Raw genomic sequence first — 25737 nt, forward strand, 5'->3', positions numbered from 1 at the left:
GCGTCCTTGTCCGGAACGCTCAGGCTGACCCTGTGTGCTCAGGAAAAACCTGGCCGGACTCTGATGGATCGGCCGTTTGTCGGCGATCTTTAGGTAAATGATGGCGAAATGCCAAAGATTGGACCTCAGCGAATGGGTCTGACGATGGAGTGGGGTACGGAGCGGCTCAAGGAGAGCTCTTTTTTCAGGGGCGTGTCCTTGGTTCCCGCCACGTTGGATGAGTTGAGCGGGTTGCGTCTGTCGATGCCCTGCATTGCACCCATTATTTCACTGGCGGGCACCGCCGGGCTCAACAGGTAGCCCTGGACGAAATCACAGCCATGGTTGAGCAGCAGATCGAATTGGGCCTGGGTTTCCACGCCTTCGGTCACCACTTGCAGGTGCAGGGTGTGAGCCATGCCGATAATCGCCTGGACGATCTCGATGTCGGCGGTCGACTTGGGAATGTCCTGGATAAACGAGCGGTCGATCTTCAGGGTGTTGAGCGGCAGGCGTTTGAGGTAGGCGAGTGAGGAGTAGCCGGTGCCAAAGTCGTCGATGGCCAGCGACACGCCCAGCGCGCGGATTTGCCGCAGCAGGGCCAGGGTGCTGCTGATATTGCCCATCAAGGCATTTTCGGTCACTTCCAGCTCCAGGCGGTTGGCGCCGATCCCGCTGAAGCGCAGCGCATCTTCGATCTCATCCGCCAGCTCATCGCGGGCCAGGTTCAGGGCCGAGCAATTCACTGTCATGGTCAGTTCGGTATAGCCTCGGTCGGAGAGCAGGCTCAAGTCATGACAGGCCTGGCGCAAGACCCAGTGGTCGAGTTCGGCGATCAGCCCGTTGCTTTCGGCAATTCCGATAAACCGGTCTGGGGTCAGCAGCCCCTGTTGCGGATGCTGCCAGCGCACCAGGGCCTCCAGGCGTGTCACTTTGCCCAGCTTCATGTCAAAGATCGGTTGGTAGAACAGTACCAACTGGTTCTGGGCGCGCAGGGCGCTGCGTAGCTCTTCTTCCAATTGCAGTTCGAGGAAGGCACGGGTCTTCAGGTTGGAGCTGAAGAAGTTCAGGCCATTGCGTCCCATGTCCTTGGACTGGTACAGCGCCAGGTCGGCATTTTTGAGCAGCTCTTCGCAGGTCAGGCCATCCTCCGGAAACAGGCTGATGCCGATGCTGGTGGTCATCACCATACGGCGGCCGGCGAGTTCGACCGGGTCCTTCATCTTCTGCATGATGCGCTGGGCCAGGTGTCGCGCTTCGTCGCGGTGGTGAACGCTGATCAGGATGCAGAACTCATCGCCGCCAAACCGTGCGACCACGTCCGCATGGCTGCGCACGGAGCCTTTGATATGGCTGGCGAGCACGCTGAGCAATTGATCCCCAGCGTCATGGCCGAGGCTGTCGTTGATGCGTTTGAAGTGATCGATATCGAGGAAAATAACCGCCATCATGCCGTTTGAAGCCGTTTTTTCGGCGATTTTTTCCGCAAAAATCTGATTGAAGCCGCGCCGATTAAGCAGGCCGGTCAGCGCATCGTAATGCGCCACCTGTTGCAGGGAGGCGCGGGCCTGGTCCAGTTCGCTGAGCAGCGCGTTGACCCGACGCAGGTCGCGCTCCTTGTGCTGCAGCTTCTTGTCCGCCAGCGCGGCGCTGATGCTGCTGCCGATCACCAGCAGGGTGATCACGGCGACCGACAGGCCCAGTTGGATAGGGTTATTGTTCAGTGGTAACGAGAGATCGGCGCCGGTGGGGACGATCAGTTGCATGGCGGCCATGCCGGTAAAGTGCATGCTGATAATGCCTGCGCCCAACATCAGGCTGGCGGCGTATTTGAGCAGTTGATGGAAGACGCCGGCGCCGGTACGCAGGTAGCTCGACAACAACAGAGCGGCCAGGCTGGCGCCAATGGCGATGCCCACCGAGGCGAGCAGCAGGCCCGACTCGAAATACGCCTGGGCCTGGGAACGCATGGCCGACATGCCGACGTAATGCATCAGGGCGATGCCGATGCCCATCCACAGCGATGCCAGCAGGTATTGGTTAAACCGCAGTCTGGTGTGACCGAGGGTTTGCATGGCGAACAACGAGGCGATCAGGGCGATGACCAGCGAGGCGAACGTCATGAGCAGGTCGTAGTGAATCGCGATGGGGGCCTGGAAGGCCAGCATGCTGATGAAATGAGTGGACCAGATACCCCCTGCCAGGCAACCGGCACCCAGCCAACGCCAATGGCGGCGAGCGGTAGGGTCTTCGACATGGCCAACCCGTTCGGCCATGTCCAGGGTGCCGAACCCCGCCGCACAGGCGACCAGATAGGCCAGCAGCACCAGAAAAGGGTTATGACTGCAATTGAGTAATAAGTGCCCGTTCGCTGGGAGGTCGGTAAAAAAGTGCAGACCTAGCCATTCCATAGCATGTCCCGTCATAGCGTCACGTCACAGCCTACGGCGATGACCTATGAGGTCGAGTATAGAAGCCTCGCGGGATTTTCCAGCGATAATGGCACTTTGCTCTGAATGATTTTGGCATGCCGTGCATAGCAATTAGTGCTAAGCGCTGATGGGCAACTCCAACTCGAACGGTGCTTGTAACGGCGGCAGGCCGAACGCAGCGCGGGCCGCGTCGCAATCGACATTCTGCTCGCCCTGGCTCCATGAAGCTTCGAATTCCCGGCAGGGGCTTGAGCGTTGCTCATAAATCGAGCAGCTCGTACCTTTGCCGACTTCGCCTTCAAGGCTGCAGCAGCGCGCGGGCTTCTGGTCGGTGCCGATCATTGCCACGCGGGTCGGGTTGATCTGCACCACCAGGTCATCAGGCACCGTACCCCCCGAGGAGGCGCACTCACCCCAGAAGAAAGACACACGAAAGTGTGAACAGCAGGCACCGCAACTCAGACACGGACTGGCTTCGGACATGGGCGTCATCGATAAGAAAAGTAGAGTGGGGTACTACTGGAAGGCTCGCCATTCTAATCGGGTCATGGCCGTTGGGAAGGGGGGCAGGCACTTATATTTTTGTCGGCAAAGTCCCGTGTTGTCGGGTGAAATCATGCCCTATCAGCTTTACGAATCATTACAGACAACCACGGCTCGCCTGACTATGTTGCAGGTACCGGGCGGGATGCATCGGGCATCGCAGCTCTCATAACAATAAAAGAGACGGACCCATGCAGAACTCGACCCAAGCGGCGAATGCCTGGCGCATTCTGTTCCTGCTGTTCCTCGCCAACCTGTTCAACTTCTTCGACCGCACCATTCCGGCGATCATCATCGAACCGATCCGCATGGAATGGCACCTGAGCGACTTCCAGCTCGGCATCATCGGAACCGCCTTCACCATCGTTTATGCCATTGCCGGCCTGCCGCTGGGGCGTCTGGCCGATACCGGCTCGCGCAGCAAACTGATGGGCTGGGGCCTGTTCGCGTGGAGCGGGCTGACAGCGGTCAACGGCCTGGTTGGCAGTTTCTGGACGTTTTTGCTGGTGCGCATGGGCATCGGTATCGGTGAAGCCAGCTATGCGCCGGCGGCCAACTCGCTGATTGGCGACCTGTTCCCGGCGCACCGTCGCGCCCGGGCCATGGGGATTTTCATGCTGGGCCTGCCTTTGGGCCTGTTGCTGGCGTTCTTCACCATCGGCTGGATGGTCAAGACCTTCGACAGCTGGCGCGCGCCGTTCTTCATCGCCGCCGTGCCGGGGCTGATCCTTGCGGTGTTCATGTTCTATATCAAGGAACCCAAGCGCGGCGCCGCCGAAGCCGTACAAGTCTCCCAGGAGCGCGTCGATCGCCCGATTCGCCGCGTGCTGGCCGTGCCGACCTTCCTGTGGCTGGTGCTGGCCGGGTTGTGCTTCAACTTCGCCACCTATGCGTGCAACTCGTTCCTGGTGCCGATGCTGCAGCGCTATTTCCTCATGCCACTGCAGGACGCGGCGGTCGCCACCGGCGTCATCGTCGGGTTGACCGGCCTGGTGGGCCTGACCTTGGGGGGCTGGATTGCCGACAAGATCCATCAACGCGTTGCCAATGGCCGACTGCTGTTTGCGGCGTGCAGCCTGATCATCTCCACCGTCACCACCGCCTGGGCCCTGCATGCCGGGCGCATCGAGATCGGCGTGTTTGTGGTGCTGTTCAGTGTGGGCTGGTTGTTTGCGTATAACTTCTACACCTGTGTGTACACCGCGATCCAGGACGTGGTCGAGCCGCGCCTGCGGGCCACGGCGATGGCGCTGTTCTTTGCCGGCTTGTACTTGCTGGGCGGAGGCATGGGGCCGATTGTGGTGGGCGGGTTGTCCGATCACTTTGCCCATGCGGCGATGTATGCGGCGGGGGCCGAGCAGATGACCGAGGCTTACAAGGCGGTGGGCTTGCATGACGCCATGTACCTGATTCCGGTGGCGTTGTTCTTGACCATGCTGTTCCTGTTCCAGGCGTCACGCAGTTTTGTGCGTGATGCCAAGCGGATGAAGGAGGGGTTGAAGGGGGTTGAGGTGCCGGCTGCGGCTGCGATGGCTTGATTCTGCGGTGACGCCATCGGGGTGAGCCCCCTCCCACAGTAGACCGCGTTGTCATGTCGGTCACCGATCAATGTGGGAGGGGGCTTGCCCCGATAAGGCCCGCAATGCCAACGCTGTTCTCAAGCGAATAAAAAAGGCCCGCAGTGCGCGGGCCTCTATTCAACAGGGCAGGGCGGTAATCAACCCGCTACCAACACCCGAATCGCCTCCAGTCGCAGCGCCGCCTTGTCGAGCATGGCCAGGCCTTGCTCACGTTGGTTGCGCAGGGCGACCAGCTCGCTGTCGCGAACGGTCGGGTTGACCGCTTGCAACGCGGTCAGGCGCGCCAGTTCTTCGTCGGTGTCTGCCGCCAGGCGACGCTTGGCTTCGGCCACACGTTCGGCGTGACGCGGCGTGATCTTCTCTTCACCGGCATTGATCCGCGGTGTGAGTTGATCGCGCTGGGCCTGCACGAACTTGTTGGCGCTGGCCCGAGGCACGCTTTCCAGCTGGTCGTTCAAGGTTTCGAACGAGACGCGGCCGGACAGGTCGTTGCCATTGGTGTCCAGCAGGCAGCGCAGTGCCGCCGGAGGCAGGTAACGGCCCAGTTGCAGCGCGCGGGGCGCGACCACTTCGCTGACATAGAGCAGCTCCAGCAACACGGTGCCCGGCTTGAGCGCTTTGTTCTTGATCAGCGCCACGGCGGTGTTGCCCATGGAGCCGGACAGCACCAGGTCCATGCCGCCCTGCACCATTGGGTGTTCCCAGGTGATGAACTGCATGTCTTCACGGGACAGCGCCTGGTTACGGTCGTAGGTGATGGTCACGCCTTCGTCGTCGCCCAGGGGGAAGCTGGCGTCGAGCATCTTCTCGCTGGGCTTGAGGATCAGCGCGTTTTCCGAATGGTCTTCGCTGTCGATGCCAAAGGCGTCGAACAGGGTTTCCATGTAGATCGGCAGGGCGAACTGGTCGTCTTGCTCGAGGATGTCCTCCACCAGCGCATCACCTTCACCGGCGCCACCGGAGTTGAGCTCCAGCAGGCGGTCGCGGCCGGTGTGCAGTTCCTGCTCCAGGCGCTCGCGCTCGGCACGGGCCTCGTCGATCAGGGCTTGCCACTCGCTGTCGTCGGCGTTTTCCAGCAGCGGCAGCAGGCGCGGGCCGAACTGATGCTGCAAGGCGTTGCCGGTCGGGCAGGTGTTGAGGAACGCGTTCAAGGCTTCGTGGTACCACTGGAACAGGCGCTGTTGCGGGCTGGTTTCCAGGTAGGGCACGTGCAGTTCGATCACATGTTTCTGGCCGATCCGGTCCAGACGGCCGATCCGCTGTTCCAGCAGGTCGGGGTGGGATGGCAGGTCGAACAGCACCAGGTGGTGGGAGAACTGGAAGTTGCGGCCTTCACTGCCGATTTCCGAGCAGATCAGTACCTGGGCGCCGAATTCCTCATCGGCGAAGTAAGCGGCGGCGCGGTCACGCTCGAGGATGTTCATGCCCTCGTGGAATACCGTGGCCGGGATACCGGAGCGCACGCGCAGGGCGTCTTCCAGGTCCATCGCGGTTTCGGCGTGGGCGCAGATCACCAGGACCTTGGTGCGCTTGAGCATTTTCAACTGGTCGATCAGCCATTCGACGCGCGGGTCGAAGCGCCACCAGCGGTTTTCTTCGTCGATGTCCGGTTGCGACTGGAAGCTGACTTCCGGGTACAGCTCGGCGTGTTCGCCCAGGGGCAACTCGAGGTATTCGTCCGGGTTCGGCAGCGGGTAGGCGTGCAGCTTACGCTCCGGGAAGCCCTGCACGGCGGCACGGGTGTTACGGAACAGCACGCGGCCGGTGCCGTGGCGGTCGAGCAGTTCACGCACCAGGCGCGCACTGGCTTCGGCGTCGCCATCGTTGACGGCGGTCAGCAGCGCTTCGCCTTCGTTGCCGAGGAAACCCTGGATGGTCTTGTGCGCGGCAGGCGACAGGCGGCCCTTGTCGAGCAGCTCCTGCACGGCTTCGGCCACCGGGCGATAGTTCTCGCTTTCGGCACGGAAGGCGTGCAGGTCGTGGAAACGGTTCGGGTCCAACAGGCGCAGGCGCGCGAAGTGGCTGTCCTGGCCCAGCTGTTCCGGAGTGGCGGTGAGCAGCAGCACGCCGGGAATCACTTCGGCAAGCTGCTCGACCAGCGCGTATTCCGGGCTGGCTTTGTCTTCATGCCAGACCAGGTGGTGGGCTTCGTCGACCACCATCAGGTCCCAGCCGGCGGCGAACAGTGCGTCCTGGGCCTTCTCATCGTCCACCAGCCACTCCAGCGCGACCAGGGCCAGTTGGGTGTCTTCGAACGGGTTGGCGGCATCGCTTTCGATAAAGCGTTCTTCATCGAACAGCGCCACTTGCAGGTTGAAGCGGCGGCGCATTTCCACCAGCCACTGGTGCTGCAGGTTTTCCGGTACCAGGATCAGGACTCGGCTGGCGCGGCCCGACAGCAGTTGGCGATGGATCACCAGGCCGGCTTCGATGGTCTTGCCCAGGCCCACTTCGTCCGCCAGCAAGACCCGTGGTGCGATACGGTCAGCGACTTCACGGGCGATATGCAATTGGTGGGCAATAGGTTGCGCACGCACGCCACCCAGGCCCCACAGCGAGGATTGCAATTGGCGGCTGGTGTGTTCAAGGGTGTGATAGCGCAGCGAGAACCAGGCCAGCGGGTCGATCTGCCCGGCGAACAGACGGTCGCTGGCCAGGCGGAACTGGATAAAGTTGGAGAGCTGGGTTTCCGGCAGGGTGACCTGCTCGTTCTGCCCATTGAGGCCGTGGTAGACCAGCAGGCCGTCGACGTCGTCGACTTCCTGCACGGTCATTTTCCAGCCTTCGAAATGGGTGATGGAGTCACCCGGCGAGAACCTCACACGGGTGAGGGGCGCATTCCGTAGCGCATACTGGCGGGTGTCGCCAGTGGCCGGATAGAGCACGGTCAACAAGCGGCCGTCCTGTGCCAGAACGGTGCCTAACCCCAGCTCTGCTTCGCTGTCACTAATCCAGCGTTGCCCCGGTTGATACTGCTGCGCCATGCTGCCTGACTCCCGCCGTGAAAAAGCCGACTATGTTAACGGAACAAGGCCCCACGCCCAAGGACTCTGACAAAAACTACGCCGTTTGGTTGGCCGGGTGAGCACGCAATCGACGGGTGGCGGGCACTTGTGAGTGTCGACTGGGTCACAGGTTGGCAAACCTGCGCTCAAGTCGCCGCGCGGCCCGCCGACAGCCTGCTGACAGGAGAACAACTATCATGCTTCCACCTATGCTGCCCGTCAGCGTCGTACCGGTTACGTCGCAACTCGACCCGGTCCGCCAGAAACCCGATATTCCGCCCGTGGTTCCTGTGCAAGCGGGCTCCAACGAAAGCACCATCGACCTGAAAAAGGGCGATGCCGAGCAGTCGACCCTGTTGTTGCGTGAAGAGCAACGCCGTCAGCAGGAACAGCAGAAACGCCGGCGCGAAGCCGATGAAGACCCGGATCAGCACTTGGCGATCCCGGGCGACCTGCTCAATGCCGACAACACCGTACCGGTCGTGCCGCTGATCGAAGACGCGCCGCGCCAGGGTTTGTGGGTGGACGTCGAGGTTTAACCGCGCAGTTCCTCCAGAGCCGCGATCAGCAATTCGATGTCACGCTCGTTGTTGAAGGGGCTGACGGAGATCCGCGCAATGCTGGTCAGGCCACGGGCCTGCATATCCAACGGGGTGTAGGCCACACCGTTGGCGCCGATATTGATCCGTTTCAATCCCAATTGTCGCTTGAGTTCGAAGGCGTCCCAGCCGGCGAGGTTGAAGGCGATCAGGCCTGATTGAAGCGTGCCCAGGTCATGCAGCGACACGCCGGGAATCCCACGCAATGCTTCGCGGATTCGCCTGCTGGTGTGCGTGATGCGTTCCCATACACGCTCGATCCCCAATTGATTCATCTCCTGCAGCGCATTGCCCAGGCCCGCCAACAGGGCAAAGGACGCCTCACTGGTTTCAAAGCGTCGGGCGTCGTTGCGCAGGTCGAAACCGTCGGCGCTCCAGGGGGCGGAAAACACGTCGCGCTGGGCGGGGTTCAAGTGTGGGAGGAAATCCGGTCGCACATACAGCAGCGCCGTCCCCCGTGGCCCGCGCAGGTGCTTGCGCCCGGCCGCCTTGAGCACATCGCACTGCAACGCCTGCACGTCCACCGGCACCTGGCCGACGGCTTGGCCGGCATCGATAAAGTAGGCAATGGCATGACGCCTGGCCACTTCGCCGATGGCCTGGGCGGGGTTGATCAGGCCGCCGTTGGCGGGGAGCCAGGTGAGGTCGATGAGTTTTACGCTTGAATCGATCATTGCTTCCAACGCCACGGGGCACACCGCGCCGGTGGCATCGCAGGGGATGACGTCCACCCGCGCGCCGGCTTGCACCGCCAACTGCATGCTCGCCAGGTTGCCGCCCCATTCGTGGCGCCCTACCAGAATGCGGTCGCCCGGCTGCCACGGGCCCAAGGCCTGGAACGCCATGCTCCAGGCGGTCGAGCCGCTGCTGGCAAAGGCAATCGATGGGGTGGGCGCGTTGAGCAACTGCGCGGCCGCGCGGCGGGCTTTTTCTACCAGCAACGCGCCATGCTCGCCGGCTTCCATCGGGCCGTCGCGGGCTTCGCGTTGTAGTTGGTCAATGATGGCGTCAAGGGTCGCCTGGCTCGGCAAGGAGGCACCGGCAGAGTTGAAGTGCACGATGCCCGATTGGCAGCCGGGAGTGCCCTCGCGCAGATGTTGCACGTGCAGCGGGCTCACGGCTGCAACTCGAAAATCCCGTCAACCTCCACCGCCACGCCGGCCGGCAGACTTGAAACGCCCACTGCCGTGCGCACATGCCGGCCTTTTTCGCCGAGGGCATTCACCAGCAGGTTGGACGCACCATTGGCCACGGCGCCCTGGTGCTGGAAGTCGCTGCTGCTGGCGATAAACACTCCCAGGCGCAGGATGCGCACCAGGCGCGACAGGTCATCGCCCAGGGCATCGCTCAATTGCGCGAGTAAGCCCAGTGCAGCCAGTTCCGCTGCCTGGATACCTTCTTCCTCGCTGAGGGATTCGCCCAGGCGGCCCACGTAGGCAGGCTTGCCGTCTATCAGCGGGATTTGCCCAGAGATAAACAGCTGGTTCTGGCTGACCACATGGTTGATGTAGTTGGCAATCGGTTGGCTGGGTGATGGCAGCGTCAGGCCGAGGGCTTGCACGCGGTGGTGGAGGGAGTCGCTCATGGTGAATCCTCTTGGGTCAGGAGGTTTCAGCATGTGGGGCAGGGGGGAGTGTCGACAAACGGATAGATCTCATTCGACGTATCGAAATAACTCACGTGTCGCGGCAGATGTCCTTCAACCACTCGCTGAAACACAGCGCGGCGTCGCTGGCAGGGCCTTGCGCTGCAATCAACCAGTAGCCTATTTCACTGTGATAGGGCGGCCAATCGAAGGCTTCTACCAGGCTGCCATCATCCAGCCTGCGTTGGATCAAGCGATGACGGCCCATGGCAATGCCCTGGCCGGCCACCGCAGCTTCGACCACGATGTTGTAGTCGTGGAGCATGACGCGCGGATGGTGCTTGAGGTCGACTTGATAATGCCCAGACCAGTCCGTCCACTCAAAAGGCCGGTGCGAAGTGGCGATCAACAGCGCACCGTTGTGCACTTGGCTGGCCTTGAATGCCGGGCTGCACACCGGAGAGATCACCTCCGGCATCAGTCGTGTGGCCTGTACGTCGGGCCAGTCGCCCTTGCCGTAGCGAATGGCCAGGTCGACTTCGGCCGCCGCGACGTTCGCCAGTTGAATCGCCGGCAGCAATTCCACCTGGATATGCGGATAGCGATTGAGAAAACCGGCCAGGCGCGGCGCCAACCACAAGGTGGCGAACGACGCCAGCAGGCCGACACGTAGCACCGTGGCGCCGGGCACCACCCGTTGGGCGCGGGTCGCGACGGCAATGGCGTTCAGGGCGGGACGGATTTCGGCGTAGTACTGCTGGCCGTCTGCAGTCAGATCGATCGCGCGGGTGCGTCGGATAAACAGCGATTTACCCAGGTGCTGTTCGAGTTTTTGTACCTGATGGCTCAGGGCACTCTGGGTTACCGACAACTCCTGCGCGGCCTTGATAAAGCTCAAGTGCCGGGCCACGGCTTCAAAGGCGCGCAGGGCCAGCAGCGGCGGAAGATCCTTATGCAGTGCCACCTGGATGGGCCTCCTTGAGTGGTTGGAAAGTGCCGATTTTGGGCGTCGGTCGGCCTTTTGTCTCCGGTTGATTTGCCGCCGGGCGCAGGAGTCCGCATTATTGAGCCTTACTCGCCACGACGTAAGCCAAGCCATGAGTGATGACGACAAGCTGATCGACCTGAACGCCGAGCGCGCCAAGCGCGTGCATGACCTGAATGACAAGCGCCTGAATGAAGTGCGCCAGGCGTTCGAACAGGCGATGCCTTTAGGCAAAGCCAAGAAAAAATCAAAGAACAAACCCAAAAAGCGTTAAAACGGCCTGCATCTATTGATGCAGGTCAGTTACTGCCCTTCTTTACGCCCCGTCGCGGGCGACATTGATCCCCGTCAATTTTTCAATCCGCCTTCTCCATTAACTTAGCCCTATCGCAACAAGGCAAGTGCAGGAGGCCGGTCATGTTTATCGATAATGTGGTATTCGCCGGAGTGCTGACTGTAAGCCTCATGGTGCTGTTTTTTGTAGGGTTTGGATTTTTTATCTGGAAAGACGCGAACAAGCGTAAAAAACCTTAGGTCTTTCCGGGTTACATGAGCACGCAAGGCATTTTGGGCGACTTCGGTCGCCCTTTTTTTTTGGGTGTTCAATTCTGGTCCATAAAAAAAGGTGCGGTCCTCACAGAGGCCGCACCTTTTTTGTCAGCGCCTGGCGATCAGTTGCCCAGTGCCTTGGAGGCCAGCCAGAACAAGCCGGCCGAGAGGCCCACGGTCGCAGGCAGGGTCAACACCCAAGCCATCAGGATGGTCTTGACCGTGCCACCTTGCAGGCCGCTCTTGTTGGCGACCATGGTGCCCGCTACGCCGGAAGACAGGACGTGGGTGGTGGAGACCGGCAGGGCGAAGATATTGGCGAAGCCAATCATGGTGGCGGTGGTGATCTGTGCCGACATGCCCTGGGCATAGGTCATGCCCTGCTTGCCGATCTTCTCGCCGATCGTCAGTACCACACGCTTCCAGCCCACCATGGTGCCCAGGCCCAGGGCCAGTGCGACCGCGAGGATCACCCAGAACGGCGCGTACTCGGTGGTGGCGGTGAGGTCCTTGCGCAGTTTGTCGAGGTCGGACTTCTCACGCGCTTCCAGGCCCGGCAACTTGCCGACTTTTTTCGCGGTGTCGTCCAGGCACAGCAGGTAGCGGCGCACTTCGATGCGGTGATCGGCACTCAGGGAATGGTAATCGGAGACGCCTTTCAAGGTATCCAGCAAGGCATTGATGGTGGGTTCGGTCTGCTGCGGGTTGCAGCGGAACTTGCCCGGCAGGTCGTCTTTCACGCTTTTGCCCAGGGCCAGGAACTCACCCAGGGTCTCGTGGTTGCGCTGGTAGAACTGGTTAAGGTGCAGCGTGGCGTCGCGAGTACGCTCGATCTGGTAGGTGGTGCTGCCCAGGTCGAGTACGAACTGCGCCGGCACGATACCGATCAGCACCAGCATGATCAGGCCGATGCCTTTCTGGCCATCGTTGGAGCCGTGCACGAAACTCACGGCCATGGCCGAAATCACCAGGACCAGGCGGTTCCAGAACGGCGGGTGCTTCTTGTCGTCGAGCTTGCGGCGCTGGTCCGGGGTCTTGTGCATCTTCGACAGCGGGCGCCACCATTTCAGGCCGATCAGCACCAGGGCTGCGACCAGGAAGCCGGCCATCGGCGAGAACACCAGGGACGCGCCGATATCGACGGCCTTCTGCCAGTTCACACCGTCAGCCAGGGGGATGTCGTTGATCAGGGCATTGGCCAGGCCGACACCGAGGATCGAACCGATCAGGGTGTGGGAGCTGGAGGCGGGGATACCGAAGTACCAGGTGCCCAGGTTCCAGGTGATCGCCGCGGCTAACAACGAGAAGACCATCGCCAAGCCATGGCCGGTGTTCACATTGATCAGCAACTCCACGGGCAGCAGGTGCACGATGGCGTAGGCGACACCGACACCACCGAGCAACACGCCGAGGAAGTTGAACACCCCGGAGAAGAACACGGCCAGATGCGGCGGCATGGCTTTGGTATAGATGACTGTGGCCACCGCGTTAGCGGTGTCATGAAAGCCATTGATGAACTCGAAGGCGAGGACAAAGGCCAGGGCGAGCAACAGGCTCACGAGAACCCAAGCATCCAGTCCGCTGAATAAATCGATCATGAAGGTTTTCTGACCCGGTCGTAAGGGGGCGCGATTATGCCAGAAAACCTCGGTAATCGATGCACTAGCTGCTCATCGGTATCAATCTTCATCGAATCGCCAGGGGCAAAAGCTGGCGATCCCAGGGTTTTCGGGGCTTTGGCAAGTCTTTGATTTATAAAGCGCAGGGCTGAAAGGACAGGGTTTTGTCACCAAATCGTCATGCCTGAAACATTTGTATGAAATTTTACAGGCGATGGTGGGATTCAGGTCGGCTGGAGGATGGCTAAATGGCATCGCTGCAGGCAGGGCCCTGGACTCGATCCGAAGCGCTTATGGCTCTTCGGCCTTGAGTTCCTGTTCAATCTTTTGGATTTCCTGGGCAAATGCCTGGTCGAGCAGGCTGGCTCGCTTGCGCCATGGTTTGCGTTCAGGTTCAGGCTGGGCGGCGTAGGTGGTGACTTCCCCGCCGTAAACGTCCTTGTAACGTTGCTCCTGGCGCTCAAGTTCCGCGCGCAGTTCATCTTTCGTCACGTTGTTACCTAATTGAGTTGGGTGTAAGTACATTGCAGTGTTTGGCCTGAATGTCGCCCTCGGGTTGTTCCAACTTGAACCCACGAAGTGTTCAAGTTTGAATGAAAACGGGAGGCCACTGTTGGGCGGTCATTCCAGGCAGGTAGTTGCGATCGTCCATGCACGGCCTGTGCATGGTTTGGCGAGTTCCAGCCTCAATATGAAACCGGGCTCTCCTCCGCACAGGATGCATTATAGCGGCGCATTTGAATAACACTATCGGCATAAAGTTAAAAACCGTCAACTTTGTGTGAGTGTTTTGTTACGTCGACGCGTCAGTATTTGCTGAAATTCTGGCGTCATAAACTCAACAAGGAAACAAGCTATTAAATTAACGGCTTAACATCGCCGGGGACGTGGTTGATAGATCGCCCTCAGCGCTAAATTGCGATAATCGCATGGTTGTCCGATAATCGCCCAATGTTGCCGGGCCTGCCTTGTGCATCACGGCCGGCCCGGCTTGTAATAGCAGCCCAATCCCCTGCGGTTGACAATAAGAGAAAGGAACCTGGCATGAACGATCAATTGCGCAACTCTTTCGCGTCAGTGGCGCCGCCGATCGTTGCCTCGCCGGCCAAGCGTATCCAGGCGTTTACCGGTGACCCCGACTTCATGACCTCCCTGGCCCGCGGCCTGGCGGTGGTGCAGGCGTTCCAGGAGCGCAAGCGCCACCTGACCATCGCCCAGATCAGCCACCGCACCGAGATCCCCCGCGCCGCCGTACGCCGTTGCCTGCATACCTTGATCAAGCTCGGCTACGCCACCACCGATGGGCGCACCTATTCATTGCTGCCCAAAGTCCTGACCCTGGGGCATGCCTACCTGTCCTCCACGCCTTTGGCGGTATCGGCCCAGCCTTACCTGGACCGCATGAGCGAGCAACTGCACGAAGCCTGCAACATGGCCACCCTTGAAGGCGATGACATCCTCTACATTGCCCGTTCGGCCACCACCCAGCGCCTGATTTCGGTGGACCTGTCGGTGGGCGGACGGTTGCCGGCCTATTGCACCTCCATGGGCCGTATCCTGCTCGCGGCATTGGATGACGCTTCGCTGCAGGACTACCTCGACCATGCCGACCTGCAAACCAAGACCAGCCGCACCCTGACCACCCCTGAAGCCTTGTTCGAATGCCTGCAACAAGTGCGTCAGCAGGGCTGGTGCATTGTCGACCAGGAACTGGAACAGGGTCTGCGCTCCATCGCCGTGCCGGTGTATGACGCGTCCGGCCAGGTGCTGGCGGCGCTCAATGTCAGTACTCACGCTGGACGGGTCAGCCGCAGCGAACTGGAGCAGCGTTTCCTGCCGAGCATGCTCAGTGCCAGCCGTGAGTTGAGTGCGCAGTTGTTTGCCTAAGGTGTTCGGTGACCGCACAGATCCCCGCTTGATCAATTGACGATGTTTCCCCCGGCTTATTACTGTGCGGCAGCGCTCTTGAGGGCGCACCAATAATAATGACGGCCCCAGGCCGTTGGCCCGCCATCGGTGTGGAATAAGAATAATGAATCAACCTTCTGTCGGCACGACCCTGGACGTCCAGTCCTTCATCAACACCCAGCCACTGTCCCGTTACCAGTGGCGCGTGGTGATCCTGTGTTTCCTCATCGTTTTCCTCGATGGCCTCGACACCGCCGCCATGGGCTTTATCGCGCCCGCGCTGTCCCAGGACTGGGGCATTGACCGCGCCAGCCTTGGCCCGGTGATGAGCGCTGCGTTGATCGGCATGGTGTTCGGCGCCCTGGGTTCCGGACCGCTGGCTGACCGTTTCGGGCGCAAGGTTGTACTGGTGGGCGCGGTGCTGGTGTTTGGCGCCTTCAGCCTGGCCTCGGCCTACAGCAGCAACGTGGACCAATTGCTGGTGCTGCGTTTTCTCACCGGGCTGGGCCTGGGTGCCGGCATGCCGAACGCGACGACCCTGCTCTCCGAATACACCCCTGAACGCCACAAGTCGCTATTGGTGACCAGCATGTTCTGTGGTTTCAACCTGGGCATGGCTGGTGGCGGGTTTATCTCGGCCAAGCTGATCCCGGCGTTCGGCTGGCACGCCTTGTTGATGATCGGCGGCATCCTGCCGTTGATCCTGGTGGTGGTGCTGATGCTGTGGCTGCCGGAATCGGCGCGTTTCCTGGTGGTGCGTAATCGAGGTGTCGATAAGGTGCGCAAGACCCTGTCGCCCATCGAACCCTCTATTGTTGCCCAGGCCACCGCCTTCAGCGTGCCCGAACAAAAAACAGTCAAGGCGCGCAACGTGTTCGCGGTGATTTTCTCGGGCACCTACAGCGCCGGCACCTTGCTGCTGTGGCTCACGTACTTCATGGGCCTGGTGATCGTGTACCTGCTGACCAGTTGGCTGCCGACCCTGATGCGCGACAGCGGCGCCAGCATGGAGCAGGCCGCCTTCATCGGCGCGCTGTTCCAGTTTGGTGGCGTATTGAGCGCCGTCGGCGTGGGATGGGCGATGGACCGGTTCAACCCCCACAAGGTCATCGGCACCTTCTACCTGCTGGCCGGGGTGTTTGCCTACGCGGTGGGGCAAAGCCTGGGCAATATCACCCTATTGGCCACCTTGGTGCTGGTCGCCGGGATGTGCGTCAACGGTGCGCAATCGGCGATGCCATCCCTGGCCGCGCGCTTCTACCCGACCCAAGGCCGCGCCACCGGCGTGTCGTGGATGCTTGGCATCGGCCGTTTCGGCGCGATCCTCGGCGCGTGGATGGGTGCCACCTTGCTGGGCCTGGGCTGGAACTTCGAGCAGGTGCTCACCGCCCTGGTGATTCCGGCCGCTTTGGCCACGGCAGCCGTGGTGATCAAAGGCATGGTCAGCCATGCGGATGCGACCTGAGATTAATCGATAGCCTGCCAACAATCCGTTCGATAATCGAACGCTGAGTCGATTATCGGATTGTTTGGCCGATTTCCCCGGCTTAATCTTCAAGCACTTCGGCGCCACCTCAGCGCCTTTTCGATCCACACCGGGAGCCCAACCCCATGGCTGAAATTCTTGCGCTGCGTGACGCGGTGAAGCAATTCGTGAACGACGGCGACACTGTCGCACTGGAAGGCTTCACCCATCTGATCCCTACGGCAGCGGGTCATGAAATCATTCGTCAGGGCAAGAAAGACCTGACGCTGGTGCGTATGACGCCTGACCTGATCTACGACCAGTTGATTGGTGCCGGGTGCGCGCGCAAGTTGATTTTTTCCTGGGGCGGTAACCCGGGTGTAGGTTCCCTGCATCGCCTGCGTGACGCGGTCGAAAAGCAATGGCCGCAACCGTTGGAAATCGAAGAACACAGCCACGCCGACCTGGCCAATGCCTACGTCGCCGGCGCATCGGGCCTGCCGTTCGCGGTGCTGCGCGCCTACGCGGGTTCCGACTTGCCCAAGGTCAACCCGCTGATCAAGAGCGTGACGTGCCCGTTCACCGGTGAAGTGCTGGCAGCGGTGCCGTCGGTGCGTCCGGACGTCACCGTGATCCACGCGCAAAAGGCTGATCGCAAGGGCAACGTGCTGCTCTGGGGCATTCTTGGGGTGCAGAAGGAAGCGGCCCTGGCGGCCAAGCGCTGCATCGTCACCGTGGAAGAAATCGTCGATGACCTGAACGCGCCGATGAACAGTTGCGTACTGCCGACCTGGGCCCTGACTGCGGTGTGCCACGTACCCGGTGGTGCCCATCCGTCCTACGCCCACGGCTACAACGAGCGTGACAATCGCTTCTACCAGGCGTGGGACCCCATCGCCCGCGACCGTGGGACCTTTACTGCCTGGATGGATGAATACATCCACGGCACTGCCGATTTCAGTGAATTCCAGGCCAAGCTGACCACGCAGCAGGAGGCCAAGTAATGGCTTACTCGACCAATGAAATGATGACCGTCGCCGCCGCGCGCCGCCTCAAGAACGGCTCCGTGTGCTTTGTGGGCATCGGCCTGCCGTCCAAGGCCGCCAACCTGGCGCGCCTGACTTCGTCGCCGGATGTGGTGCTGATCTACGAGTCCGGGCCGATTGGCGCCAAGCCCAGCGTATTGCCACTGTCGATCGGTGATGGCGAGCTGGCGGAAACCGCCGACACCGTGGTGCCGACCGGCGAGATTTTTCGCTACTGGCTGCAGGGCGGGCGTATCGACGTGGGCTTCCTCGGTGCCGCGCAAGTCGACCGCTTCGGCAACATCAACACCACCGTGGTCGGTGATTATCACCAACCCAAGGTGCGCCTGCCGGGCGCCGGTGGCGCGCCGGAAATCGCCGGCTCGGCCAAGAGCGTGTTGATCATCCTCAAGCAGTCGTCCCGTTCGTTTGTCGACAAGCTGGACTTCATCACCTCGGTCGGCCACGGCGAAGGTGGGGATTCGCGCAAACGCCTGGGGCTGCCGGGTGCCGGTCCTGTCGGAATCATTACCGACCTGTGCATCATGGAACCGGAAGAGGGCACCCATGAATTCGTGGTCACCGCCCTCCATCCGGGCGTGACCCGCGAGCAAGTCGTAGCGGCCACCGGTTGGGCGATTCGATTTGCCGAGCAGGTCAGCACCACCGCCGAGCCGACCGAGGTCGAGTTGACCGCCCTGCGTGACCTCGAAGCACGCACGGCCGCCGCCCACGGCCAAGCACCGGGAGAAGCCTGATGCGCGAGGTGTTTATCTGCGATGCGATTCGCACCCCCATCGGCCGCTTTGGCGGTGGCCTGTCCAGCGTGCGCGCCGATGACCTGGCGGCCGTGCCGATCAAGGCGCTGATCGAGCGCAACCCTTCCGTGGACTGGTCGGCCGTTGACGAGGTGTTCCTCGGCTGCGCCAACCAGGCCGGTGAAGACAACCGCAACGTCGCCCGCATGGCGTTGCTGCTGGCCGGCCTGCCGGAGAGCATTCCGGGGGTGACCCTCAACCGTTTGTGCGCCTCGGGCATGGATGCGATCGGCACCGCGTTTCGCGCCATCGCCAGTGGCGAAATGGAGCTGGCGATTGCCGGTGGCGTCGAGTCGATGTCCCGTGCGCCGTTCGTGATGGGCAAGGCGGATGCGGCGTTTTCGCGCAACATGAAGCTGGAAGACACCACCATCGGCTGGCGTTTTATCAACCCGTTGATGAAGGCCCAGTACGGCGTGGACGCCATGCCGCAGACCGCCGATAACGTCGCCGACGACTACCAGGTTTCCCGCGCCGACCAGGACGCCTTTGCCCTGCGCAGCCAGCAACGCACCGCCGCCGCCCAGGCGGCCGGGTTCTTCGCCGAAGAAATCGTGCCGGTGCGGGTCGCCCATAAAAAAGGCGAAACCGTGGTGGAGCACGATGAGCACCCCAGGGACACTACCCTTGAAGCCCTGGCCAAACTCAAACCGGTCAACGGCCCGGACAAGACCGTCACCGCGGGCAATGCCTCGGGGGTGAATGACGGTGCGGCCGCGCTGATCCTGGCGTCTGCCGAAGCGGTGAAAAAACACGGCCTGATTGCCCGCGCCCGCGTGCTGGGCATGGCCAGCGCCGGTGTCGCGCCACGGGTGATGGGCATCGGCCCGGTGCCGGCGGTACGCAAGCTGGTGGAACGCCTGGGCCTAGCCGTGACTGACTTCGATGTGATCGAACTCAATGAAGCCTTCGCCAGCCAAGGCCTGGCGGTGCTGCGTGAACTGGGCATCGCCGACGATGCACCCCAGGTCAACCCGAACGGTGGCGCCATCGCACTGGGCCACCCCTTGGGCATGAGCGGTGCACGGCTGGTATTGACGGCCCTGCATCAGTTGGAAAAAACCGGCGGCCGTAAAGGCCTGGCGACCATGTGCGTGGGCGTCGGCCAAGGCCTGGCCCTGGCGATCGAACGCATCTAATAAGAGAGGACAGCTCCATGAGTGACAAGCCCGGTTACCGGCGCCCGCAAGCGGGCACTCAGCCTGATTACCTGCACCCGGCCTACCAGTCGACGAACCTGCGTTCGCCGTCCCAGCCGTTGGTGTTCCTGCCCCATTCCTTGTCGGAAATCACCGGCCCGACCATCGGTGCCGAGCGAGTCAGCGAAAAGGACAACGACCTCACCGCCCAACACGACGGCGAACCGTTGGGCGAACGCATCATCATTCATGGCCGCGTGCTGGATGAAAACGGCCTGCCGGTGCCGGGCATCCTCGTGGAGATCTGGCAGGCCAACGCCGCCGGTCGCTACAACCACAAGCGTGACCTGCACGATGCGCCGCTGGACCCGAACTTCACCGGCACCGGGCGCACCGTCACCGACGCCGATGGCTGGTACCAGTTCCAGACCATCAAGCCTGGGGCCTACCCATGGGGCAACCACCACAACGCGTGGCGCCCGGCGCATATCCACTTTTCGCTGTTCGGCCCGAGCGTACTGACACGCCTGGTGACGCAGATGTATTTCCCTGGCGACCCGCTGCTGGAATACGACCCGATCTACAACTGTGTGCCGGATACCAGCGCCAAGGAACGCCTGATCGCCCGTTTCGACCTGGAAAAGACCATTCCTTCCTATGCCCTCGGCTACCGCTGGGACATCGTCCTGCGCGGCCGCGACGCCACGCCGATGGAGAAATGAGATGACACTCTACGCGACCACGTCCCACACCGTCGGGCCGTACTACCACATCGGCCTGACCTGGCTGAACCGCGAGGATTTGACCGTCGCCGCCACCCTCGGCGAGCGCGTGGCGATCAGCGGGCAAGTGGTGGACGGCAACGGTGATGTTGTCAACGACGCCATGCTCGAAGTCTGGCAGGCCAATGCCGCTGGCAAGTACGACCACCCTGAAGACGAGCAGGACAAGGCGCTCGACCCGAACTTCGAAGGCTTCGGCCGGGTGCCGGTGGATGCCGAAGGGCGCTTCCGCTTTACCACGATCAAGCCGGGCAGCGTGCCGGGCCTGCAAGGCACGACCCAGGCGCCGCACCTGGTGGTGCTGGTGTTTGCCCGTGGGCTGGTGAAGCACCTGCTGACGCGGATTTATTTCGAGGGCGAGGCGTTGAATGGGGATGACCCGTTGCTGGCCTGTGTGCCTGCCGAGCGGCGCGGCACGTTGATTGCCAAGCCGGACGCGGCGGGTGTGCACCAGTGGAATGTGATTTTGCAGGGCACAGATAAGGAGACGGTGTTCTTCGATTATTGAGTCGCTTGTCAGGGCCCCATCGGGGGCAAGCCCCCTCCCACATTTTGATGTGGGAGGGGGCCGGTTCAGGCACCGCCTACTCAAAAGTCTGCTTGCGGAACATGGTTGTTGCAAAGTATGTCTAGGCTATAACCGTTCCCACTGAGTGAAAAACCATGACAACAACCACCAGTCACTACACCGGAGAAGAGCGCAGCAAACGGATCTTTGCGATTGTCGGTGCCTCCTCCGGCAACCTGGTCGAATGGTTCGACTTCTACGTCTATGCCTTCTGCGCCATCTACTTCGCCCCGGCGTTTTTCCCGTCGGATGACCCCACGGTCCAACTGCTCAACACCGCTGGCGTGTTCGCCGCCGGCTTCCTGATGCGCCCCATCGGCGGCTGGCTGTTCGGCCGGGTCGCCGACAAGCACGGGCGCAAGAATTCGATGATGATCTCGGTGCTGATGATGTGCGCCGGTTCCCTGGTCATCGCCTTTTTGCCCACCTACAAAGACATCGGCGCCTGGGCCCCGGCCCTGCTGCTGGTGGCGCGGCTGTTCCAGGGCCTGTCGGTGGGGGGCGAATATGGCACCACCGCCACCTACATGAGTGAAGTCGCGCTCAAGGGCCAGCGTGGGTTTTTCGCCTCGTTCCAGTACGTGACCCTGATCGGTGGCCAACTGTTGGCGGTGCTGGTGGTGGTGATCCTGCAACAGATCCTCACTGAGGAAGAACTGCGGGCCTGGGGCTGGCGGATTCCGTTCGTGATCGGTGCGATTGCCGCGGTGATCTCCCTGCTGCTGCGCCGCACCCTCAAGGAAACCACCAGCAAGGAAACCCGCGCGGACAAGGACGCCGGCAGTATCGCCGCGCTGTTCCGTGACCATAAGGCGGCATTCATCACCGTGCTCGGCTACACCGCAGGCGGTTCGCTGATTTTCTACACCTTTACCACCTACATGCAGAAGTACCTGGTGAACACCGCCGGGATGCACGCCAAGACCGCCAGTTACATCATGACCGGCGCGCTGTTCCTGTACATGTGCATGCAGCCGCTGTTCGGCATGCTGGCCGACAAGATCGGCCGGCGTAACTCGATGCTGTGGTTCGGCGCGTTGGGCACACTGTGCACGGTGCCGATCCTGCTCAGCTTGAAAACCGTCAGCAGTCCGTTCCTGGCGTTTGTGCTGATCACCCTGGCCCTGGCGATTGTCAGCTTCTACACCTCGATCAGCGGCCTGGTGAAGGCGGAAATGTTCCCGCCACAAGTGCGCGCCCTGGGCGTGGGCCTGGCCTATGCGGTGGCCAACGCGATCTTCGGCGGTTCGGCGGAATACGTGGCCCTGGGCCTCAAATCCATGGGCATGGAAAACACTTTCTATTGGTACGTCACCGCGATGATGGCGGTGGCCTTCCTGTTCAGCTTGCGCCTGCCGAAACAGGCGGCGTACCTGCATCACGATTTGTAAGGGATGAGTTATGACACTGCGCACGAGCAATCAACTGTTCGACGCTTACTTCACTGCTGACAGCATGGCCGAGGTGTTCTGCGACCAGGGACGCCTGCAGGGCATGCTCGATTTCGAAGCCGCGCTCGCCCGGGCGCAGGCCCGGGTCGGGTTGATCCCCCAGGCCGCCGTGGCGCCGATTGCCCAGGCCTGCCTGGCGTCGCTGTACGACGTGGATGCCCTCGGCGTGGCGATTGCCACGGCGGGGAATTCCGCGATTCCGCTGGTGAAGGCCCTGGGCAAGTTGATTGCCAGCGGGGATGCCGGGGCCGAACGTTATGTGCACCTGGGCGCGACCAGCCAGGACGTGATGGACACCGGGCTGGTGCTGCAACTGCGCCGGGCCCTGGGGTTGATCGAAACGGACCTGGCGCGTCTGGGCGACGTGCTGGCCGCCCAGGCCCAGCGTTATGCGACGACGCCGTTGGCCGGGCGTACCTGGTTACAGCACGCGACGCCGGTCACCCTGGGGATGAAGATTGCCGGTTGGCTGGGCGCGGTGACGCGCAGTCGCCAGCGTTTGAAAGAACTGCAACCGCGTTTGCTGGTGCTGCAATTCGGCGGCGCGTCCGGGACGTTGGCGGCACTCGGCGAACACGCCATGCCGGTGGCCGAGGCGCTGGCGGCGGAGTTGAAGCTGAGCTTGCCTGAACAACCCTGGCACACCCAACGGGATCGTCTGGTGGAGTTCGCCTCCGTCCTGGGCCTGATCGCCGGCAGCCTCGGCAAACTGGGCCGCGATATCAGCCTGCTGATGCAAACCGAAGCGGCCGAAGTGTTCGAGCCGTCGGCGCCCGGCAAGGGCGGTTCGTCGACCATGCCGCACAAACGCAACCCGGTGGGCGCCGCCGTGCTGATCAGCACCGCCACGCGCGTGCCCGGCCTGGTGGCGACGATGTTCAGCGCCATGCCCCAGGAACATGAACGCAGCCTGGGCCTGTGGCACGCCGAATGGGAAACCTTGCCGGAGATTTGCCGCCTGGTGTCCGGGGCCTTGAAACAAGCGCTGCTGGTGAGCGAAGGGTTGGAAGTCGACCCCGGACGCATGGCCCACAACCTCGACCTGACCCAAGGCCTGGTGCTGGCCGAAGCCGTCAGCATCGTGCTGGCTCAACGCCTGGGCCGGGAAACCGCGCACCACCTGCTGGAGCAATGCTGCAAACGCGCCGTCGCAGAAGGGCGCCACTTGCGCGCGGTGCTGGCGGACGAACCGCAGGTCACCGCCGAGCTGTCCGCCACCGAGTTGGACCGCCTGCTCGACCCGGCCCACTACCTGGGCCAGGCGCCCACCTGGGTCACTCGCGCTGTCACCGAACACTTTGCATTGAACGCCTAAGGAGAACGCTGTGGCTTTCGTACAACTCGCCGAGGGCGAACTGCATTACCAACTCGATGGCCCCGTGGACGCACCGGTGCTGGTGCTGTCCAACTCGCTGGGCACCGACCTGCATATGTGGGACATCCAGATCCCGGCGTTTACCGAGCATTTCCGGGTGGTGCGTTTCGACACCCGTGGCCACGGCAAATCCCTGGTGACCGAGGGACCGTACAGCATCGAGCAGTTGGGCCACGACGTGATCGCACTGCTGGATGCGCTGGATATTCAGCGTGCGCACTTTTGCGGGCTGTCCATGGGGGGCTTGATCGGCCAATGGCTGGGGATTAATGCCGGTGAGCGCCTGCAGCGCCTGGTGGTGTGCAACACCGCCGCCAAAATCGGCACGCCGGAGATCTGGAACCCACGGATCGAGATGGTCCAGCGTGATGGCGCGGCGGCCATGGTGGCCTTGCGCGATGCGTCGATTGCGCGTTGGTTCACCGCCGATTTTGCGGCAGCCAACCCGCACCAGGCCAAGCAGATCACCGACATGCTTGCCGCGACTTCGCCCCCAGGTTACGCGGCCAACTGCGCCGCCGTGCGTGATGCGGATTTCCGTGAGCAGTTGCCGAAGATCAAGGCACGCACCCTGGTGATTGCCGGCACTGAAGATGCCGTCACGCCACCGGCCGGTGGTCACTTTATCCAGCACCATGTGCAGGGCGCCGAGTACGCCGAGTTCTACGCGGCGCACCTGTCCAACGTACAGGCTGGCGCTGCATTCAGTGACCGGGTTATCAAATTCCTGCTGGCCCGCTGAGGCCGCTGTTGTGGCAACTGGCTCGTTGTGGCAAGTGGGCTTCCTGTGGCGAGCGGGCTTCCTGTGGTGAGCGGGCTTCCTGTGGTGAGCGGGCTTGCCCCGCGCTGGGGCGCGAAGCGGCCCCAAATCAGGCGCCACGGTCTGTCTGAAATAATTCGGCGTCCGTATTGGGGCTGCTTCGCAGCCCAGCGCGGGGCAAGCCCGCTCACCACAAGAAGCCCGCTCGCCACAGGTCATCGAGTTGAAATCTTATTGAACCAGGAGTTTTTTGTGGACGAGAAACAACGTTACGCCGATGGCCTGCAGGTGCGCCGCGAAGTGCTGGGCGATGCCCATGTCGACCGCAGCCTCAATGCCCTGACCGAGTTCAACAGCGAGTTCCAGGACATGATCACCCGCCACGCCTGGGGTGACATCTGGACCCGCCCCGGGCTGCCTCGCCACACCCGCAGCCTGATCACCATCGCCATGCTGATTGGCATGAACCGCAGCGAAGAACTCAAGCTGCACCTGCGCGCCGCCGCCAGCAACGGCGTGACCCGTGCCGAGATCAAGGAAGTGCTGATGCAGAGCGCGATCTATTGCGGGATTCCGGCGGCGAATGCCACGTTTCACCTGGCGGAGTCTGTATGGGATGAGCTGGGTGTCGAATCGCGCGAGTGATCAGTGGGAGTCGGCGTCCCACACCCAATTCCACACGCCCGGAAGATGCACGGCTTCATTCACGTCTTTGACCGTACGCGCCAGCGCCGCGCGTTGCAGGGCGGCCGTATCGGTGTAGAACGGTTCGGCAGCCGTCTTCATGCCATTGACTCGTGCGCTGTCCAGCAGGATCTGCAGGTATTCCTGCATATGCCGCGCGGTATAGCGGTTGATATCGTGGAAGGTCACCACCACCGGTATCACGCCGTCCACCGTCGGTAGCTCCCCCAGCGCGATGCGCTCGCGCACCACCGACAGTTGTCGATACAGGTTGGCGCGGCGCCTTGGGCTGCCATTGAAGCCCCAGATCTTGCCGTCATTGGCGCTCAGGTCGGTCAGCAGGACCTGCATGCCATGGCGCTGGTAGGCGGCGAAGGTGCGCCGGTCGTAGTTCCAGAACGGCGGGCGGACCAGCACGGGCGGCGCGCCGGTGATCGAGGCGATATCGCTCGCGCCCTGGCTGAGGGTGCGCTCCAGCTCGGCATCATTCAGCCAGCGGTGGTTGGTATGAAAGGTCGTGGCAGTGTGAAAAGCCAGCACATGCCCGCCGGCGTATTCACGCGCCATCGTCTTGCGACCCCGCGAGCTGCCGCCGGAACGCGATGATTCGGTCTGTAGGAAGAACACCGCCTTGATCCCCGGCAGCACCGGGTTGTGCGCCAGGTCTGCGAGCACTGAACGGCTGGGGTTGTTGTAACCCGAGGCGCTGGGGCCGTCATCGAAGGTCAGTAAAAAACGGATCGGCGCCTGGGCTTGCAGGCGTTGCTCGGTCTGCGCGGTCAGGGCGATGGGCGCGCCGATACAGCCGCTGAGGCTCAAGGCCAGGGCAAGCACGGCGGATGCGATGGCAAAGGATTTCATGGTGTGCGCAGGCTCGGATAAGAGG

24 protein-coding genes are annotated in these 25737 nt (G+C 62.1%); 15 read left to right on the top strand and 9 right to left on the bottom strand.

The window, feature by feature from the left end; genetic code table 11:
• Nucleotides 1-125 precede the first annotated feature (125 nt).
• Nucleotides 126-2390 carry a bifunctional diguanylate cyclase/phosphodiesterase gene (locus C8K58_RS17115; RefSeq protein ID WP_092356488.1) on the bottom strand — a complete coding sequence of 755 codons (2265 nt, stop codon included), beginning with the start codon at nucleotides 2388-2390 and terminating at the stop codon, nucleotides 126-128.
• A gap of 138 nt (nucleotides 2391-2528) precedes the next feature.
• Nucleotides 2529-2894 (bottom strand): YkgJ family cysteine cluster protein, encoded by a 366-nt coding sequence (locus C8K58_RS17120; protein WP_027604417.1) that lies wholly within the window; start codon nucleotides 2892-2894, stop codon nucleotides 2529-2531.
• A 251-nt stretch (nucleotides 2895-3145) separates the two neighbouring features.
• Between C8K58_RS17120 and C8K58_RS17130 the strand changes: the two genes are divergently transcribed.
• Nucleotides 3146-4492, top strand: a complete 1347-nt coding sequence (locus tag C8K58_RS17130) for an MFS transporter (RefSeq protein WP_098480250.1) — start codon at nucleotides 3146-3148, stop codon at nucleotides 4490-4492.
• A 179-nt stretch (nucleotides 4493-4671) separates the two neighbouring features.
• Here C8K58_RS17130 and rapA read toward each other — a convergent pair whose 3' ends face one another.
• On the bottom strand, nucleotides 4672-7518 hold the full coding sequence (rapA, locus tag C8K58_RS17135; protein WP_027604415.1) for an RNA polymerase-associated protein RapA: 2847 nt from the start codon (nucleotides 7516-7518) through the stop codon (nucleotides 4672-4674).
• Between the two features lie 218 nt (nucleotides 7519-7736).
• Between rapA and C8K58_RS17140 the strand changes: the two genes are divergently transcribed.
• Nucleotides 7737-8078, top strand: coding sequence for a hypothetical protein (locus C8K58_RS17140; RefSeq protein ID WP_027604414.1), 342 nt, complete (start codon nucleotides 7737-7739; stop codon nucleotides 8076-8078).
• Here the strand turns inward: C8K58_RS17140 and C8K58_RS17145 are convergent.
• From C8K58_RS17145 to C8K58_RS17155, 3 genes are all read right to left on the bottom strand, one after another.
• Nucleotides 8075-9256: an aminotransferase class V-fold PLP-dependent enzyme gene (locus C8K58_RS17145; protein WP_027604413.1), complete on the bottom strand. Its 1182-nt coding sequence runs from the start codon at nucleotides 9254-9256 to the stop codon at nucleotides 8075-8077. The genes C8K58_RS17140 and C8K58_RS17145 overlap by 4 nt on opposite strands.
• Nucleotides 9253-9723, bottom strand: a complete 471-nt coding sequence (locus C8K58_RS17150) for a RidA family protein (protein ID WP_098480249.1) — start codon at nucleotides 9721-9723, stop codon at nucleotides 9253-9255. Before C8K58_RS17150 ends, C8K58_RS17145 begins: the two co-directional genes overlap by 4 nt.
• A 91-nt stretch (nucleotides 9724-9814) precedes the next feature.
• On the bottom strand, nucleotides 9815-10687 hold the full coding sequence (locus tag C8K58_RS17155) for a LysR substrate-binding domain-containing protein (RefSeq protein WP_098480248.1): 873 nt from the start codon (nucleotides 10685-10687) through the stop codon (nucleotides 9815-9817).
• A 100-nt stretch (nucleotides 10688-10787) separates the two neighbouring features.
• Here C8K58_RS17155 and C8K58_RS32300 point away from each other — a divergent pair, with 100 nt between their 5' ends.
• Together C8K58_RS32300 and ccoM are read left to right on the top strand one after the other, a co-directional pair.
• On the top strand, nucleotides 10788-10982 hold the full coding sequence (locus C8K58_RS32300) for a hypothetical protein (RefSeq protein ID WP_131697188.1): 195 nt from the start codon (nucleotides 10788-10790) through the stop codon (nucleotides 10980-10982).
• Between the two features lie 143 nt (nucleotides 10983-11125).
• Nucleotides 11126-11242 carry a cytochrome c oxidase subunit CcoM gene (gene ccoM, locus C8K58_RS32900; RefSeq protein WP_017530457.1) on the top strand — a complete coding sequence of 39 codons (117 nt, stop codon included), beginning with the start codon at nucleotides 11126-11128 and terminating at the stop codon, nucleotides 11240-11242.
• A 137-nt stretch (nucleotides 11243-11379) separates the two neighbouring features.
• Here ccoM and C8K58_RS17160 read toward each other — a convergent pair whose 3' ends face one another.
• Together C8K58_RS17160 and C8K58_RS17165 are read right to left on the bottom strand one after the other, a co-directional pair.
• Complete coding sequence (locus tag C8K58_RS17160) at nucleotides 11380-12855, bottom strand: inorganic phosphate transporter (protein WP_027604410.1); 1476 nt, start codon at nucleotides 12853-12855, stop codon at nucleotides 11380-11382.
• 312 nt (nucleotides 12856-13167) lie between these two features.
• Complete coding sequence (locus C8K58_RS17165) at nucleotides 13168-13368, bottom strand: hypothetical protein (protein ID WP_003172389.1); 201 nt, start codon at nucleotides 13366-13368, stop codon at nucleotides 13168-13170.
• A gap of 552 nt (nucleotides 13369-13920) precedes the next feature.
• Between C8K58_RS17165 and pcaR the strand changes: the two genes are divergently transcribed.
• From pcaR to pcaC, 11 genes are all read left to right on the top strand, one after another.
• Nucleotides 13921-14763: a pca regulon transcriptional regulator PcaR gene (gene pcaR / locus C8K58_RS17170; protein WP_025855315.1), complete on the top strand. Its 843-nt coding sequence runs from the start codon at nucleotides 13921-13923 to the stop codon at nucleotides 14761-14763.
• A 145-nt stretch (nucleotides 14764-14908) separates the two neighbouring features.
• On the top strand, nucleotides 14909-16249 hold the full coding sequence (locus tag C8K58_RS17175) for an MFS transporter (RefSeq protein WP_027604409.1): 1341 nt from the start codon (nucleotides 14909-14911) through the stop codon (nucleotides 16247-16249).
• A gap of 146 nt (nucleotides 16250-16395) precedes the next feature.
• The gene (locus C8K58_RS17180) at nucleotides 16396-17253 is read left to right on the top strand and encodes a CoA transferase subunit A (protein WP_027604408.1); all 858 of its coding nucleotides are present in this window, start codon (nucleotides 16396-16398) and stop codon (nucleotides 17251-17253) included.
• On the top strand, nucleotides 17253-18032 hold the full coding sequence (locus tag C8K58_RS17185; RefSeq protein ID WP_027604407.1) for a CoA-transferase subunit beta: 780 nt from the start codon (nucleotides 17253-17255) through the stop codon (nucleotides 18030-18032). The genes C8K58_RS17180 and C8K58_RS17185 overlap by 1 nt, the downstream gene beginning before the upstream one ends.
• Nucleotides 18029-19231: a 3-oxoadipyl-CoA thiolase gene (pcaF, locus tag C8K58_RS17190; protein ID WP_178087836.1), complete on the top strand. Its 1203-nt coding sequence runs from the start codon at nucleotides 18029-18031 to the stop codon at nucleotides 19229-19231. Before C8K58_RS17185 ends, pcaF begins: the two co-directional genes overlap by 4 nt.
• Nucleotides 19232-19248: 17 nt before the next feature.
• A complete protein-coding gene (gene pcaH / locus C8K58_RS17195) occupies nucleotides 19249-19953 on the top strand; it encodes a protocatechuate 3,4-dioxygenase subunit beta (RefSeq protein ID WP_027604405.1) in 705 nt (234 codons plus the stop codon).
• A 1-nt stretch (nucleotide 19954) separates the two neighbouring features.
• Entirely contained in the window at nucleotides 19955-20521 is a 567-nt protein-coding gene (pcaG, locus tag C8K58_RS17200) for a protocatechuate 3,4-dioxygenase subunit alpha (protein WP_098480246.1), read from the top strand.
• 155 nt (nucleotides 20522-20676) lie between these two features.
• The gene (locus tag C8K58_RS17205) at nucleotides 20677-21972 is read left to right on the top strand and encodes an MFS family transporter (protein ID WP_098480245.1); all 1296 of its coding nucleotides are present in this window, start codon (nucleotides 20677-20679) and stop codon (nucleotides 21970-21972) included.
• A 10-nt stretch (nucleotides 21973-21982) separates the two neighbouring features.
• Nucleotides 21983-23347 carry a 3-carboxy-cis,cis-muconate cycloisomerase gene (locus C8K58_RS17210; RefSeq protein WP_108573968.1) on the top strand — a complete coding sequence of 455 codons (1365 nt, stop codon included), beginning with the start codon at nucleotides 21983-21985 and terminating at the stop codon, nucleotides 23345-23347.
• 10 nt (nucleotides 23348-23357) lie between these two features.
• On the top strand, nucleotides 23358-24149 hold the full coding sequence (gene pcaD, locus C8K58_RS17215; protein ID WP_108573969.1) for a 3-oxoadipate enol-lactonase: 792 nt from the start codon (nucleotides 23358-23360) through the stop codon (nucleotides 24147-24149).
• A gap of 270 nt (nucleotides 24150-24419) precedes the next feature.
• The gene (gene pcaC, locus C8K58_RS17220; protein ID WP_027604400.1) at nucleotides 24420-24812 is read left to right on the top strand and encodes a 4-carboxymuconolactone decarboxylase; all 393 of its coding nucleotides are present in this window, start codon (nucleotides 24420-24422) and stop codon (nucleotides 24810-24812) included.
• Here the strand turns inward: pcaC and C8K58_RS17225 are convergent, their stop codons facing one another.
• On the bottom strand, nucleotides 24813-25712 hold the full coding sequence (locus C8K58_RS17225) for a polysaccharide deacetylase family protein (RefSeq protein ID WP_108573970.1): 900 nt from the start codon (nucleotides 25710-25712) through the stop codon (nucleotides 24813-24815).
• Between the last annotated feature and the right edge of the window lie 25 nt (nucleotides 25713-25737).

This window comes from Pseudomonas sp. GV047 (assembly GCF_003058245.1).
GTDB classification, from domain to species: Bacteria; Pseudomonadota; Gammaproteobacteria; order Pseudomonadales; family Pseudomonadaceae; genus Aquipseudomonas; species Aquipseudomonas marginalis.

Coding starts and splice junctions, on each gene's coding strand:
- C8K58_RS17180 (WP_027604408.1), top strand. CDS start 16,396: ATGGCTGAAATTCTTGCGCTGCGTGACGCGGTGAAGCAATTCGTGAAC.
- C8K58_RS17115 (WP_092356488.1), bottom strand. CDS start 2,390: ATGGAATGGCTAGGTCTGCACTTTTTTACCGACCTCCCAGCGAACGGG.
- C8K58_RS17175 (WP_027604409.1), top strand. CDS start 14,909: ATGAATCAACCTTCTGTCGGCACGACCCTGGACGTCCAGTCCTTCATC.
- C8K58_RS17150 (WP_098480249.1), bottom strand. CDS start 9,723: ATGAGCGACTCCCTCCACCACCGCGTGCAAGCCCTCGGCCTGACGCTG.
- pcaR (WP_025855315.1), top strand. CDS start 13,921: ATGAACGATCAATTGCGCAACTCTTTCGCGTCAGTGGCGCCGCCGATC.
- ccoM (WP_017530457.1), top strand. CDS start 11,126: ATGTTTATCGATAATGTGGTATTCGCCGGAGTGCTGACTGTAAGCCTC.
- C8K58_RS17160 (WP_027604410.1), bottom strand. CDS start 12,855: ATGATCGATTTATTCAGCGGACTGGATGCTTGGGTTCTCGTGAGCCTG.
- C8K58_RS17205 (WP_098480245.1), top strand. CDS start 20,677: ATGACAACAACCACCAGTCACTACACCGGAGAAGAGCGCAGCAAACGG.
- C8K58_RS17120 (WP_027604417.1), bottom strand. CDS start 2,894: ATGTCCGAAGCCAGTCCGTGTCTGAGTTGCGGTGCCTGCTGTTCACAC.
- C8K58_RS17130 (WP_098480250.1), top strand. CDS start 3,146: ATGCAGAACTCGACCCAAGCGGCGAATGCCTGGCGCATTCTGTTCCTG.
- rapA (WP_027604415.1), bottom strand. CDS start 7,518: ATGGCGCAGCAGTATCAACCGGGGCAACGCTGGATTAGTGACAGCGAA.
- pcaH (WP_027604405.1), top strand. CDS start 19,249: ATGAGTGACAAGCCCGGTTACCGGCGCCCGCAAGCGGGCACTCAGCCT.
- pcaG (WP_098480246.1), top strand. CDS start 19,955: ATGACACTCTACGCGACCACGTCCCACACCGTCGGGCCGTACTACCAC.
- C8K58_RS17140 (WP_027604414.1), top strand. CDS start 7,737: ATGCTTCCACCTATGCTGCCCGTCAGCGTCGTACCGGTTACGTCGCAA.
- C8K58_RS17185 (WP_027604407.1), top strand. CDS start 17,253: ATGGCTTACTCGACCAATGAAATGATGACCGTCGCCGCCGCGCGCCGC.
- C8K58_RS17225 (WP_108573970.1), bottom strand. CDS start 25,712: ATGAAATCCTTTGCCATCGCATCCGCCGTGCTTGCCCTGGCCTTGAGC.
- C8K58_RS17210 (WP_108573968.1), top strand. CDS start 21,983: ATGACACTGCGCACGAGCAATCAACTGTTCGACGCTTACTTCACTGCT.